This window comes from Allobosea sp. 05T433, from assembly GCF_056396065.1.
Genome location: NZ_JBFTKS010000020.1, coordinates 17927 through 32214, shown reverse-complemented (window position 1 = coordinate 32214; position 14288 = coordinate 17927). Strand labels below are relative to the sequence as shown.

The 14288-nt window shown below is 65.7% G+C and carries 12 protein-coding genes; 7 read left to right on the top strand and 5 right to left on the bottom strand.

The window, feature by feature from the left end; translation table 11 throughout:
* Positions 1-119 precede the first annotated feature (119 nt).
* Positions 120-1550 carry an FAD-binding oxidoreductase gene (locus AC1DGP_RS23825; protein WP_476775515.1) on the top strand — a complete coding sequence of 477 codons (1431 nt, stop codon included), beginning with the start codon at positions 120-122 and terminating at the stop codon, positions 1548-1550.
* 133 nt (positions 1551-1683) lie between these two features.
* Here the strand turns inward: AC1DGP_RS23825 and AC1DGP_RS23820 are convergent, their stop codons facing one another.
* Positions 1684-2607: a LysR substrate-binding domain-containing protein gene (locus AC1DGP_RS23820; protein WP_441505737.1), complete on the bottom strand. Its 924-nt coding sequence runs from the start codon at positions 2605-2607 to the stop codon at positions 1684-1686.
* Positions 2608-2812: 205 nt separating this feature from the next.
* Here AC1DGP_RS23820 and AC1DGP_RS23815 point away from each other — a divergent pair, with 205 nt between their 5' ends.
* The 6 genes from AC1DGP_RS23815 to AC1DGP_RS23790 all read left to right on the top strand — a co-directional run bounded on the left by AC1DGP_RS23815 (position 2813) and on the right by AC1DGP_RS23790 (position 9006).
* The gene (locus AC1DGP_RS23815; RefSeq protein ID WP_441492493.1) at positions 2813-3862 is read left to right on the top strand and encodes an ABC transporter substrate-binding protein; all 1050 of its coding nucleotides are present in this window, start codon (positions 2813-2815) and stop codon (positions 3860-3862) included.
* 142 nt (positions 3863-4004) lie between these two features.
* Positions 4005-5078, top strand: a complete 1074-nt coding sequence (locus AC1DGP_RS23810; RefSeq protein WP_441492494.1) for an ABC transporter ATP-binding protein — start codon at positions 4005-4007, stop codon at positions 5076-5078.
* Entirely contained in the window at positions 5071-5934 is an 864-nt protein-coding gene (locus AC1DGP_RS23805) for an ABC transporter permease (RefSeq protein ID WP_441492495.1), read from the top strand. The genes AC1DGP_RS23810 and AC1DGP_RS23805 overlap by 8 nt, the downstream gene beginning before the upstream one ends.
* Positions 5931-6725, top strand: coding sequence for an ABC transporter permease (locus AC1DGP_RS23800; RefSeq protein ID WP_441492496.1), 795 nt, complete (start codon positions 5931-5933; stop codon positions 6723-6725). The genes AC1DGP_RS23805 and AC1DGP_RS23800 overlap by 4 nt, the downstream gene beginning before the upstream one ends.
* Before the next feature lie 77 nt (positions 6726-6802).
* Positions 6803-7924: an NAD(P)/FAD-dependent oxidoreductase gene (locus AC1DGP_RS23795; RefSeq protein ID WP_476832614.1), complete on the top strand. Its 1122-nt coding sequence runs from the start codon at positions 6803-6805 to the stop codon at positions 7922-7924.
* A 20-nt stretch (positions 7925-7944) separates the two neighbouring features.
* On the top strand, positions 7945-9006 hold the full coding sequence (locus AC1DGP_RS23790) for an NAD/NADP octopine/nopaline dehydrogenase family protein (protein WP_476832613.1): 1062 nt from the start codon (positions 7945-7947) through the stop codon (positions 9004-9006).
* 21 nt (positions 9007-9027) lie between these two features.
* Here AC1DGP_RS23790 and AC1DGP_RS23785 read toward each other — a convergent pair whose 3' ends face one another.
* From AC1DGP_RS23785 to AC1DGP_RS23770, 4 genes are all read right to left on the bottom strand, one after another.
* On the bottom strand, positions 9028-9756 hold the full coding sequence (locus AC1DGP_RS23785; RefSeq protein ID WP_476769444.1) for an SDR family oxidoreductase: 729 nt from the start codon (positions 9754-9756) through the stop codon (positions 9028-9030).
* Complete coding sequence (locus tag AC1DGP_RS23780) at positions 9753-11408, bottom strand: FGGY-family carbohydrate kinase (protein ID WP_476832612.1); 1656 nt, start codon at positions 11406-11408, stop codon at positions 9753-9755. The genes AC1DGP_RS23785 and AC1DGP_RS23780 overlap by 4 nt, the downstream gene beginning before the upstream one ends.
* Positions 11409-11460: 52 nt before the next feature.
* A complete protein-coding gene (locus AC1DGP_RS23775) occupies positions 11461-12900 on the bottom strand; it encodes an FAD-dependent oxidoreductase (protein WP_441492501.1) in 1440 nt (479 codons plus the stop codon).
* 76 nt (positions 12901-12976) lie between these two features.
* Positions 12977-14272, bottom strand: a complete 1296-nt coding sequence (locus AC1DGP_RS23770; RefSeq protein ID WP_441505733.1) for an ABC transporter substrate-binding protein — start codon at positions 14270-14272, stop codon at positions 12977-12979.
* Between the last annotated feature and the right edge of the window lie 16 nt (positions 14273-14288).

The window sequence follows — 14288 nt, the reverse complement described above, 5'->3', positions numbered from 1 at the left end:
TCGGCAAGGCCAGGCACAATCAGTGGCCGGTGCAAGCAAAGCGAATCCGTCTGACGGGGCGAGAGTTCCCAAACGGTTCCGATCAACACGCCCGGATTTGCCAGCGATCGAGCACAGACATGAGCGACACCAGACATCTTGACGCCATCAGCGCAATCGTCGGGACCAAGGGATTGGTCACAGACGCTGCCGATAGGCGCCGATACGAGGTCGGAGCACGGTATGACGAGGGGAGGGCGCTATTCGTCGTCCGGCCCGGGACAACCGAAGAGGTGTCCCGCATCGTCGCCTATGCGGTCTCGAATGGCATTCGCCTCGTGCCCCAAGGCGGGAATACGGGTGTGGTCGGGGGATCCACTCCCGATCAGTCGGGAACGCAGGTCGTTCTCAGCGTCGACCGCTTGAGCGCTCCGCTCGAAATCGATCTGACCAATCGCACGGTGACGGTAGGGGCCGGCGTTCGCTTGTCGACGCTGAATGAGACCCTCGCGACGCATGGGCTCTTTCTGCCGATCGATCTCGGCGCAGATCCGATGGTTGGCGGCATGATTGCCACGAACACCGGTGGCGCTCGCTTCCTCCGTTATGGCGCCATGCGGCGACAGGTTCTGGGTCTGGAGGTCGTGCTTCCAGATTGCAATGGCACCATCCTTGACCTCACGACCGGCCTGCGGAAGGACAACGCGCATATCGACCTGAAACATCTCTTCGTCGGGACGAGCGGGGCGTTCGGCGTTATTACAAGGGCGGTTCTCGAAGTGCAGCGCGTCCCGCGACAGGTCGCGACGGCGTTGCTCGTGCCGCGTGACGATGAGGCCATTCCCCTCCTGCTCACGGCGCTTGAGGAAGCGTGCGGCGAGTATCTGAGCGCCGTCGAGGGGATTTCGCGGAACGCGATGAAGCGAACATTTGCCCATGTCGAGCGCCTGAGGAATCCGTTCGCTCGCGGCGAGATTCCGCCTTACGCGATCCTCGTCGAACTGACCCGGAATTGGCCCGAGCGCGGGCATGAAGCCGCGCTCCCAGTCGTTCTCGAGACCGTTCTCGCCGAGCTGTTCGAGCAGGATGATCCGCTGCTCGCCGATGCGCTGATTGGTCGGTCGGAGGAACTCTGGGCGTTGCGGCATTCCTTGCCGGAGGGGCTGAAGGCGGCGGGGCATGTGATCGCCTTCGATCTTTCCCTGAAGCGCTCAGACCTTGTTCCCTTCCGAACCGAGATCATTCCGCTCCTCAACGCCGAGTTCCCCGAGCTCGAGCTCTGCGATTTCGGGCATATTGCCGATGGCGGCATGCACTTCAATCTTGTGCATCCCGGCCGGCCAGATGCCGCCTATATCGACCGCGTCCGGGACAAGGTGCTGGACGTCGTGATCCGAGGCTACGCGGGCAGTTTTACCGGCGAGCATGCGCTGGGCCGATCAAACCAGTCTCTCTACGATCGATACACACCGGAACTCGTGAAGCAGCTTTCGGGATCTCTCCAGGGCGCGCTGACCGAGGCTACGATGGGAAACGTGCGTTTCGCGTCGGCGAACCGGGCGCCTCGTTAGCGCGGTTCTCCGGGTCTCAACTGCGTTCATCCTGCCGGTGCTGAAATGACCTGAGACGCAACTGCGCCAGCAGGGCCCCGGCTGGAGCAGGCGCTTGGAGACGCCCGCCTACGGACGGGAGTCCAGGTTCGGCTCACGGCGCCCCCGAGCTTGGAGCCTTTCCGTGCACCTTCTGGCGCTCAAGATGCAGATGCGCGACGAAGTCGGAGACAAGTTGCGAGCGCAGGCTGTGCGAGGGGTAGAGAACTCCGAAATTATAGGCGATGGCCGGCCGGAAGGGACGGGAGACTAACCCCAGCGGTTCGAACGCTTTTGCCGTGAACGGGTCCGCAATGGTCAGGCCCAGTCCCTGCGCCACCATCTGGCAGGCGATGGCGGCGATCGGGGTTTCGACGCGAACGTCGCAGCGCACCCTGGCGTCGTCGAGCACCTGCTGCAGCGAGCGGGACATGAAACTCCCCGCGCCCTTGCCGATGAACGGCATGCCGTCCAGGTCCTGCGGGACGATCTCCGGCCGCACCGCAAGCGGGTGACCGGCCGGCATCACGCAGACGCCGATGGCAGGGTCGAACAGCTCGATCTCGACACCGGGCTTGTCCATCGGGAGCATCGCGAAGCCGACATCGAATTGCTGTGTCGAAACCCACGAGGCAATCGACTCCGAACGCTGCGCCTGGATCGCAGCGGCGACGCTCGGGCGGTCCTTGAGAAATCCGGCAAGGGCGACAGGCAGGAAGGTGTGCGCCAGAGCGGGCATGCTGACGATCCGCAACTGCTCGACGCGGCGCTCCTTGATCTGGGCGGCGCGCTCGCTGATCCGTTCGAGCCCGACGAAACTGCGCTCGACTTCCTGATGCAGGGCCATCGCTTCGGGCGTCGCGACCGTGCGGCCATCGCTGCGCGTGAACAACACGAATCCGACCGCCTCCTGCAGCTCCTTCATCAATCGGCTGATCGAGGGCTGGGAGCTGCGAAGCAGGCGCGCGGCCTTGGTGAAGCTCCCGACATGCAGAACCGCGTTGAAGGCTTCGGCATGCCTGTGGGTGATCTGAGCCAAATCCGGCACTCCATTCCCGTTCCGCTACGGTCGGCCTGACCGGGCATTGCGACCCGGTCGGTGCGCCGGCAGGGCAATCGCGGCGATACCATATCAAATCTGAATGGCGTGATCCATAATCAGTCGATTGACAGATGGGTGCCGCTCCCCAACCCTTGGCTGCAACGGGGGCCGTGTTCCCCGGCCAAACAGGGGATTTTTCGGCATGGCCACTTTGCGTTCGACTTCGCTTGGATCCGTCTTCGCCCTCGCGCTCGCCACGGGCGGCCTTGTCAGCGCGGGAGCGAGCGCCCAGCAGACGATGTATGTCGCGGGCTATGGCGGCTCCTTCGAGCGCCTGATGCGCACCGCGATCATTCCGCCCTTCGAGAAGGCGAACAACGTCAAGGTCGAGTATGTCGCGGGACAGTCGACGGCGACGCTCGCCAAGCTGCAGGCCCAGCGCGGCAAGCAGGAGATCGACGTCGCCATGGTCGATGACGGCCCGATGTATCAGGCCGTGCAGTTCGGGTTCTGCGCGCCGATCGAGAAGGCCCCGGTGCTCGACGATGTCTATCCGATCGCGAAACTGGACGAGAAGGCCATCGCCTTCGGCATCGGCGTCACCACCCCGGTCTACAATGCCAAGATCTTCAAGGAGAAAGGCTGGCCGGTGCCGACCTCCTGGGGCGACCTCGGCAACAGCGCCTATAAGGGGCAGCTTGCCCTGCTCGGCGCCGCCAGCACGACCGGCCTGCATGGGCTGATCATGGTGGCGCGCGCCGAGGGCGGCGGCGAGAGCAAGATCGAGCCCGGCTTCGCCGCCTTCAAGGACAAGATCCGGCCCAATATCCTGACCTTCGCACCCTCCGCACCGAAGCTCGAGGAGCTGCTGCAAAGCGGCGAGATCGCGCTGACCGTGATCTCGCGCTCGCGCGCCGTCGCGCTGAAGAAGGAGGGCCTGCCGCTTGAAGTGGCCGAGCCGAAGGAAGGGGCCGGCGCACTGATGGTGACGATGTGCCCCGTCGTTGACAGCGACGTGGCGCCGCAATCGCAAAAGTTCATCCAGCACATGCTCTCGCCAGCCATCCAGAAGGTCTTTGCCGGCGCGGGCTATGGCCCGGTGAACCGCAAGACGGAGCTGACGGCGGATGAAGCCGCGGGGCTGGCGGTCGGCGACCAGGCCGTTTCCAAGCTCGCCAAGATCGACTGGCCGACCGTCAACCAGAACCGGGCTGCGTGGACGCAGCGCTGGAACCGCGAGATCGAGCGCTAGATCAGCGGACCGGATCTTATCCGATTCGCCGATCTAACCTTCTGATCTGCATCACCTTTCGGGCCGATTCCTGAAGCCCTCGTTCCTCCGGACATCAGGCCTGCGCCAAGGGCGCAGGCGGTTTCATGGATCACCCTCGACTATGGCCAAGATCGCCCTTCGCGGGCTTACCAAGCGCTTTGCCGCCTTCACGGCGCTCAACGGAATCGACCTGGCGATCGAGCCCGGCGAGTTCGTGGGGCTGCTCGGTCCGTCCGGCTGCGGCAAGACCACGACGCTGAACATCGTCGCCGGCTTCGAGGAGCCGACCAGCGGCGAGGTACTGCTCGACGGGCGCAGCCTCCGGGGTGTTCCGGCCAGCCAGCGCGGCATGGGCATCGTCTTCCAGAGCTATGCCCTGTTCCCGCACCTGACGGTCGCCGAGAATGTCGCGTTCGGGCTCGAAATGCGGAAGATCGCCAAGCCCGCCCGTCAGCAGAAGGTCAAGGAAGCGCTCGATCTGGTGCGTCTCGGCCATCTCGCCGAGCGCTATCCCCGGCAATTGTCCGGCGGGCAGCAACAGCGGGTCGCGCTGGCGCGGGCGCTCGCCATCGAGCCCGCCCTGTTGCTGCTCGACGAGCCGCTTTCCAATCTCGATGCCAAGCTGCGCGAGGAAATGCAGGTCGAGATCCGGGCGATCCAGCGCCGCGTCGGCACGACGACGATCATGGTCACGCATGATCAGGCCGAGGCGCTGGCGACCTGTGACCGGATCGCGGTGATGGATGCCGGGCGGATCGTCCAGCTTGCCGATCCGTTGACGCTCTATGACGCACCGACGAGCCATTTCGCCGCGAGCTTCGTCGGCCGCTCCTCCCAACTCAAGGCAAGGATCGTCTCGGTGGAGGCCGGGCGTTGCTCGCTGCGCATCGAGGGCGTCGAGGCGGCGGTGCCCGGCACGGCGCAGCCCTCGCTTTCGGCAGGCAGCGCGGTGGTGATCGCCTTGCGCCCGGAAAAGGTCCGCCTCGTGCCGCCCGGGACCGGTTTTCTCGGCGGTCGGCTGACATCACGTGTCTTCCAAGGCAGTTCATGGCTGTTCTCCGTCGAGACGGCCATTGGTGCGGTGCTGTCGTCGGAGCCGCATCGTGGAGTGCCCGCCTTCAACGAGGGCGACGATGTCGGGCTCAACTGGCGGCCCGAGGATGCCGCCATCATCGCGGACGCGCATCATGGCTGAGGCATCCAGGAGCCGCGTGCCGCTGCTGCTCAGCCTGCCGGCGCTTCTCTTCTTCGCAGCGCTGCTGGTGACGCCGCTGGTGATGATCGCCGTGCTGAGCTTCCAGTCCTTCGACCTCGCGACCGGTGCGACGGGCGGGGCGACGCTGTCGAACTTCGCGGATACGCTGGGCGATCCCTATTACCACACCATCTTCCTGCGGACGGTCGGGATCGCGCTGGCGACGACGGTGCTCTGCGTGCTGATCGGCGCACCCGAAGCCTATTTCCTGTCGCGGATGCGACCACCCTGGCGCTCGATCTTCCTGATCGTAACGCTGAGCCCGCTGCTGATCTCGGTCGTGGTGCGCACGCTCGGATGGGCGCTGCTGTTCGGCCGCAACGGTGTGATCAACAACGTCGCCTCCGGGCTCGGCCTGACGAGCGGGCCGATCCCGATGCTCTACACCATCCAGGGCGTCGTCATCGCGCTCGTCCATGTCGCGGTGCCGTTCATGATCATCTCGGTCTGGGCCGCCCTGCAACGGCTCGACCCCAAGGTGGTTCGTGCGGCGCAGTCGCTCGGCGCCGGCGAGACCACGATCTTCATCAGGATCATCCTGCCCCAGATCGTGCCCGGCATCCTGTCGGGATCGCTGATCGTCTTCGCGCTCGCGGCCAGTGCCTTCGCGACGCCCGCGATCATCGGCGGGCGCCAGCTCAAGGTCGTCGCCACCGCCACCTATGACGAGTTCCTGGGCACGCTGAACTGGCCGCTCGGCGCGGCGATCGCGATCGTGCTGCTCATCGTCAACGCCACGATCATGCTGACCTATAACCGCTTGCTCGAGCGGCGCTATGCGAGGTTTGCCCAATGAACCGCAACGGCCCCGTCGCGCTCCTCTGCCACAGCCTGTTCGTCATCTTCATGCTGGCACCGCTGATTGTGGTGATGTGGATGTCGCTGACGCCGAGCAACCTGCTCTCGCTGCCCACGACCTCGTTCTCGCTGCGCTGGTTCAGGGCCATCCTGGCCAATCCGCAGTTCGTTTCCGCCTTCTGGATGAGCATCGTGCTCGGCGTCGTTGCCGCGACCTGCGCGATGGCGCTCGCCGTGCCGGCCGCGCTCGCTCTGGCACGGCATCAATTCCCCGGGCGCGAGGCCCTGGTCGGGCTGTTCCTGTCGCCGCTGATCATCCCGCATGTCGTGCTCGGCGTCGCGTTCCTGCGCTTCTTCACACAGGTCAATATTACCGGCTCGACCGCAGGCCTGCTCGCCAGCCACGTGCTGATCATTTTCCCCTATGGGCTGAGGCTGGTGCTCGCGGCCCTGACCGCGGCCGATCCGGCGCTCGAACGCGCCGCGATCTCGCTCGGCGCCTCCAGCTGGACCGTGTTCCGGCGGGTGGTGTTTCCGCTGATGATCCCTGGCGTCGCCGGCGGCTGGGTGATCTCATTCATCCAGAGCTTCGACGAGGTGACGATGACGGTGTTCGTGGCGACGCCGTCCTCGATGACGCTGCCGGTCAAGATGTACCACTACATCGAGGAATCGATCGATCCGCTCGTCGCCTCGGTCTCGACCGTCGTCATCCTGCTGACCTTCCTGCTGATGGTCCTCGTCGACCGCATCTACGGGCTCGATCGCATGCTGGTCGGGAAAGGCTGACTAGCCGGGCTGACCGGCAAGCGCGGACAGGCCAGGCCGCCGCGCCCCCCTCTTCTCAATCGTCAAGGACATTCCAGATGAAAGCCATCGTCGTCGGTGCCGGTGTCATCGGCTCGTCGGTCGCCTATCGCCTCGCCCAGGCCGGCGCGGCGGTCACCATCGTCGAGGAAAGGCGGATCGGCGGCGGCACCTCCAGCGTGACCTATGCCTGGGTCAATGCCTGCGAGAAGCTGACCTCCCATGCCTATTACAAGTTGAACTTCGCCGGCCGGCAGGCCCATGAGGACATCCTGGCCGAGTTTCCGCACGCGAACTGGTACCACCGCCCTGGCGTGCTGCAATGGCAGAATGCGGAGGCCGAAGCCGGCGCACGCGACGGCACCGACCCGCTGGTGAAGCTCAGGCAGCTGATCGACTGGGGCTACCCGGCCGAGCTGCTCAGTCTGAAGGAGGTTCGCGAGCTCGAGCCGGAGATCGACCCGGACGTGATCGGCAATGYGCCAGTGATCTACTACCCCCGGGATGGTTGGCTCGATGCCGTGCCCTATGCCGGCGCGCTCGTCACTGCTGCGCAGGAGCGCCATGGTGCGAGGCTCGTCAACGCCAAGGTCTCGGGACTGCTGGTCAGCGGCGGGCGCTGCGATGGCGTGGAGATCGCGGGCGGCGATCCGATCCATGCCGATATCGTCGTGAACTGTTCGGGACGCTGGTCCAACGAGGTCGCCAACCGGAGCGAACATCAGGTTCCGCTCGCACCGACGGTCGGCCTGGTCGCCTACACCCCACCGGCGGGCGTGACGCTGCGCAGTGCCTTGCGCACTCCCCTGCTCAATATGCGGCCCGATGGCGGCGGCAGGTTCCTGCTGCGCTCGAACGAGCTTGACCGGCTGGTCGCCGCCGACGCCGCTTCCCTGCCCACGCATCCCCAGGCTCAGGAACTGCTCGCCCGGGCCAAGACGACGATCCCGGCCCTGCGCTCCGTCGAGGTCGAGGCCGTTCGCATCGCGATCCGGCCGATCCCGCGTGACACGCTCTCGGCTGTCGGGCCGGTCCCGGGGCTCGACAACTACTATGTCGCCGTCACGCATAGCGGCGTGACGCTCGGCGCCTTCCTCGGCGAAGCCATCGCCGACGAAGTCGTGCGCGGCCGCACCCGCTCCGAACTGGCCGAGTTCCGGCCGGCCCGCTTCTTCAACTGACGACCCGACGAGGACAGGACATGAAAACCGCCATCATGGGCGCAGGCGCGATCGCCTATGCAAGCGCAGCACTGCTGATCCAGAACGGTCATGAAGCCCGGCTGTGGTCGCCATCCGGCCGCCGCATCGCAGCGCTCGCCCAGGGCCAGACGCTGCGCAGCGAAGGGGTCGTCGCCGGGGAGTTCAAGCCGACCATCGCCGCGGATTGCGCTGCCGCGCTGGCAGGGGCGGATGCGATCCTGATCGCGCTTCCCGCGAACGGCCATAAGGCGGTGATGGACGCCATGGCGCCGCATCTCGTCTCGGGCCAGACGGTCGTGATCAGCTCGCACGCCTCGCTGGGCGCGATCTATCTGGCACGATTGATCGCGGATCGCGGGCTCGATGTCCCGGTCGTGGCGTTGAGCACGACGGTGCTGCGCGCGCGCCAGACGAGCGACACCTCCGTGAAGATCGCGACGCTGCGCGGCAAGGTCGATATCTCGACCCTGCCGACGGAAGCCGCCGAGCGCGGCCTCACTATCTGCAAGGCGCTGTTTGGCGACCGTTTCCGCGCGATCTCGAATGTGCTGGCCGTGGCGCTGAGCAACGTCAATCCGCAAAGCCACATGGCGCTGGCCCTCTGCAATTTCACGCGCATGGAGAAGGCCGAGGCCTGGGGCCAGAGCGAGCACATGACGATGGCCGTCGGGCGGTTGTTGGAAGCGATCGACGCCGAACGCCTCGCCATCGCGGCGGCGTTCGGCGTCGAGGTCCGCACCATGCGCGAGCATTATTCCCTGACCTATGGGCTTCCCGATGCAGCCCTTGGAGAGACCGCGAAACTGCTGGCAGCCAGCCAGGAGCCGACGCTCGGGCCGGCCACGATCGACACGCGCTATACACTCGAGGACGTGCCGTTCGGGCTCTCGCCCCTGGTCGCACTCGGACGCCTATGCGGGGTCGCGACCCCTTTGCACGAGGCCGGCCTCCAGATTTTCTCGGCGCTTTACGGTCGCGATCTCGCCGCGGAAAACGATATCCTGCCGGCGCTGATGGCCCGCCAGCTCACGCGAGAATCACTCATTGCAATGACGCGCTGACGAGGAGCCTGGAGAGGGCGCTCAAAGGTCGGTGCTCTGGGGTAGGATCACCAGGTCCCGGATGGTGACGTTTCGCGGCCGGGTCAGCATGAAATGCACGGCCTCGGCGACCTCCTCGGCTTCGATCAGGCCGCCCCTGGCGCGTTCCGCTTCAAGCTTCTCCTGCGGCCAGTCGGCGATGAGGGCGGTCACGACCGGACCCGGCAGGACTGCCCCGACGCGCAGTCCGTGCGGAATGACCTGGCGCCGCAGGGTATGAACGAAGGCCTGCACCGCGTGCTTGGAGGCGGTGTAGATCGGCTCCCACACCACGGGCACAATGCCGGCGATAGAACTGGTGACGAGAATATCGCCCGTCTTGCGCGCGATCATATGTGGGAGCACCGCATGGATGCTGCGGAATACGGCGTTGATATTGAGATGCAGCATGCGGTCCCAGGCGTCGGGATCTCCGTCGCTGACGGGCCCGCCGACATAGGCTCCGGCATTGGCGTGGAAGATGTCGAGCTCTCCGGCCCGCTCGAGGATCTGCGACATCATGCCGGAGACGGAGGCCGGATCGGCCAGGTCCACGACGAGCGGTATGGCCTCGGCGCCGAGAGACTTGGTGACACGGCCCAATGCTTCACTGTCGCGATCGACGAGAACGACGCGCGCGCCAGCCGCCAGCAGCCGTTTCGCGCAGGCCAGTCCGATCCCCGATGCGGCGCCGGTAATCGCGGCGACCTTTCCGGCCAGTTCCTGAGTCACGTCATCGCCTCCGACACGGCATGATCTTTCGTCTCCTGCAGCAGATCGCGCGCCGCGCGTGCGGCTGCCTGCAGCGTTTCAAAGGCAGCAAAGCGCCTGTCGTGTAACTGGGCGATGTCGCCGCCGACCGGTGCGAAGACACTGGCGCCCGGTGCCATCGCGACCATGGCTTGCGCGAGGTCCTGGAAGTTTCCGGCCGCCGTCGCACCAAGCATCGCGGATCCGAGAAGGACGGGGTCGACATCCTCGGGAACGAGCACGGGCAATCCGGCACAATCAGCGAGCATTTGCCGGATCAGCGGAGCGCGACCGGCGCCGCCGCTGAGCACGATCGCATCGATCGTTGCGCCCTTGGCGCGGCTGACCTCGATGATCTGCCGAAGGCCGTAGCCGATGCCCGTCAGCCCGGCGACATAGAGCGCGACGAGATGGTCCAGATCGCGCTCCATGCCCAGGCCGGCGATCAAGGCTCGGGCCTGCGGATCGGCATGCGGCGATCGGTTCCCGAGAAAATCCGGCACGACGACGAGACCCTTCGCAAGACGTGCAGCCTCCGAAAGGTCGGCGGCGCTCGTCGCCGCGCGCGCGGCGAGCCAGTCTGGCAATGAGCAATGGTCCGCCGCCGCGCGCTGCTGCGCCTCCGGCGCGGCCGGATGAAATCCGATCAATTGTTCGATCGCGGCGCCGGCGCCGGATTGACCGCCCTCGCTGAGCCAGAGATCAGGCGCCATCGCCGAGAAGTAGGGGCCCCACACACCGGGAATGAAGATCGGCTCGCGGCTGCTTGCCATGGTACAGGCGGAGGTGCCGAAGACATAGGCCATGCGGGTTAGTGCCGTGCCGTGCGACGAGCGCACACCAACCGAGCCGACACCGCCGGCATGAGCGTCGATCAAGCCCGCCGCTACGGCAGTGCCTGGCTTCAGCCCGAGTTCGGCAGCTGCCTCTTCGGTCAGCCCCTGTGCGAGGGCAGTGCCTCCGGGAACGATCTCCGTGCCGATGCGGGCAAAGCCATCGTCGCCGAGATCGCCGAGCCCGATCTGGTGGAAATAGCCTGCGTCCCAGCGCGCTTCATGCGCGAGATAGGTCCATTTGCAGGTCACCGTGCAGGTCGAGCGCGCCAGCGAGCCGCTTGCCCGCCAGGTCAGGAAGTCGGCGAGGTCGAGGAACTGCCAGGCTGCATGATAGGTGGCCGGCAGATTCTCCTTCAACCAAAGCAGCTTCGGCGTCTCCATCTCGGGCGAAATCGTGCCGCCGACATAGGCGAGCACCGGATGGTTCGTGCGGTTGATGCGTTCGGCCTGATCCAGCGCACGATGGTCCATCCAGACGATGATGTTGCGGCCCGGATCGCCATGGGGACCGACGGGCAGCGGCACGCCGTTCTGCCCGAGCACCACCAGCGAGCATGTCGCATCGAAGCCGATGCCCGCGATGGCCTCCGGCGCGAGCTGTGCCATCGCCATGGCCTCGCGGACGCAGGCGCAGACCGCATTCCAAATGTCAGCGCTCGATTGCTCGGCGATGTCCGGCCCGTCCCGATAGAGCGCGATGCCCCGCTTCGCCGTCGCGAGCATGCGCCCGCTCGGGTCGAAGATTCCGGCGCGGGCGCTCGCGGTGCCGACATCGATGCCAATGAAATGCTCGGTCATATCCTCGCGATCCTGTCGGAAGGGGCGGCATCGGCCGCCCCGTGCAGAGCGGTCAGGCTGCGGCGCGATTTGGCGACCCGGCACGCGTCCCATCTGGATTGCGCAAGTAGACGCCGCGCTCGAGTTGCTGGCGGCGTAGGTCCTCGATGTCGATATCGGCCGGCGGGCGGTTGCCGCGGACCGAGATCCTGGCGGCGCGCCCGGCCGCCTCGCCCATTGCCATGCAGGTTGCCATGACGCGGATCGCGCCCATGGCCTCGTGTGTCGCAGAGATGCTGCGTCCGGCGACCAGCAGATTGCCGATCTTCTGCGGGATCAGTGAGCGGTATGGAATATCGTAGCAGTCGCCGCACCAGATCAGGGTACAGCCGTCGTCGGACGGGCGGTGAATATCGATCGGATAGCTCGCCACCGCGATCGCATCGTCGAAATGGCGACAGGACAGGACGTCGTCCTGCGTCATCACATATTGGCCGATGATGCGGCGTGTCTCGCGGATGCCCAGGAAAGGCGCGGTCTTGGTGAAATAGGCCTTCTCGAAGCCCGGCACGTAATTGACGAGATAGGTGACGATATCGTCGATCTGGGCGCGACCTTCGATCTCGCCCTTGGTCAGGCTGCGGGCGTTGGTTCCATCCGTGCCCTTGACGCGGGTCATGTTGATCCAGACCTCGCCCTTCTTCAGACCGGTGATGATGATGGTCCGCTCGTTCGGGATCTGCAGGCCGCGCTCGGCCTTGGCCTTGGCCATCAGCTCACGCATGCCGACGACGATGAACTGCCGGTTCTGGCCGAAATACTCGGCGGGAATGAAGTCGGTGAGGTAGGTGCGTGCTTCCGGCGGAGCATTTGCGATGCTCATCCGAAGCGCATCGGTGTCGACGCCGGCCAGGCAGAACATCAGCGTCGGCGGCTGCATGCCGCCGTCGGCATTGCCCTTCTCCGTGGGCACGCCGGCGCTGTAGGCGACGTCGGCATCGCCGCTGCAGTCGATGACGACCTTGGCGAGGATGGCGATGCGGCCGGTCTTGCTCTCCGTGATGACGCCGCGAATGATGTCGTTCTCGACAAGCGCGCCGGCGAAGAAGGTGTAGAACAGCACATCGACGCCGGCCTCGGTCAGCATCTCGAGCGCCACGGTCTTGACCGCTTCGGGTTCGACCAGCGTGATGCCCATATGCAGCGGGCAGGGCCGATGCTCGCTCGCGCCATCCCGCTCATTGCGCAGGCGTTCGATGAATTTCTGCGGCAGTCCGTCGATGATCTGGTTGCCCTTCTGGCCGAGGAAACCGAGCACCGGCAGGCCGATCGTCATATTGCCGCCGACGAAACTGCGGCTTTCGATGAGCCCGACGCGGAGACCGTCTTCGGCTGCGGCCAGGGCAGCGGTGATTCCGGACGGCCCGCCGCCGACGACGAGCACGTCATAATCGGCTGAAACGGGGATGGAGCGCGCCGGCTCCTCGATGAAGCGAACCCCTGTGGTGGACATGAGGCGATTTCCTTCCATTGGCATCGTTCGATCGTGGTGCGGGGCCGGCGCCGAGTCGCCGGCCGTTGTCGTTCAATCAGGCCGGCATCATCGGCTTGACGCGCTCGATGATGGCGCCGACTGCGTCCTTGACGGGCTTGCGTCCGAGCACGGCGAGTTGGACCTCCTCAAGGAACGTCGCCTGCGCTCGGGCCGCCTCGGGAAATGGCGGGAAGGCGCCGCGCGCCGTCGCCAGCACCCTGGCTTCTGTGGCGGCGAGAGCGTTTTTGGCCTTCAGGCTTTCATCGGCATAGGTCGAGACGCGCACCGGGCCATTGCCGTTGACGGCCATGCCGAGCGTCACGCGCTTGCTCGACACTTCCCTGATGAAGCTCCAGGCCAGCGCCTTGTCCTTGGCATTCTTCGGGATCGACATCGCCCAGGCTTCGACCACGGAGGCCATCGGCATCTTGCCCTTGAGCCCGGCGGCGATCGGGAACTCGACCGCCTTGATCTTGCCCGCAAACTTACTCTGCTCGGGATTGTTGAGCTGCGCGCCGCGGGCGAAAGGCAGGACGGTGAAGGCGGCACGGCCCTGTTGCAGCCAGGTCACCTGATCGTCGTTCTTGGTCGTCGCATAGCTGCGCGGCAGGCTTCCGGATTCGAACATGCCGCGCAAAGCCGCGAGCCCGCTTTCCAGAGCGGCACGGTCCGGGACCAACTTGAGATCAGGACTGATGAAGTCTCCGCCATAGGCGCGGGCAAACATCACGGGGAAGACGGCGAGATCGCTCGCCAGCACCATGCCGGTTACCGGCGTACCGGCCTTGGAGGTGAAGGTCGTCTTTTTGGCCTGCTCGATCAGCTCTTCGAGGGTCGTCGGCGGCGCCGAGATCCCGGCCTCATCGAGCAGGGCCTCGTTGTAGAACAGGCCCTGCGTCGCATGACGCACCGGGATGCCGATCAGCTTGCCGTCGACCGTCATGCCCTGCACGAGACCAGGCGCGATATCGCCGAAATCCTCGATCGGGTCCTGCTTCTGAAGAGCGTCCAGCGGCTCGAACAGGGCGGCGATCTGAGAGGTCGGCCGGTTGTCGATGAGATAGCCAACCCCGTACTCGGTCTCCTTCAGGCTCGCCTCCCGGAAGAGCCGGTCCTGCAGCGGGTTGGAGTCGAAGGTGGTGAAGGTGATCTCGGCATCATTGGCCTTGCGCCAGTCCTTCAGCAGGTCACTGTCGCCGCTGCCGAGCACGGTCTGATGGACCTTGTGGCTCAGCACGTTCAGCGTCTTGCCGGCGGCCAGGGCAGGCCCGGTTGCGAGCGCGGCCGCGGCGCCGGCAGCGCCGGCCATGAAACCGCGGCGTGTCACGTCTGTTGCAGGCTTGTTCGACATGGCTTCCTCCCTTTTT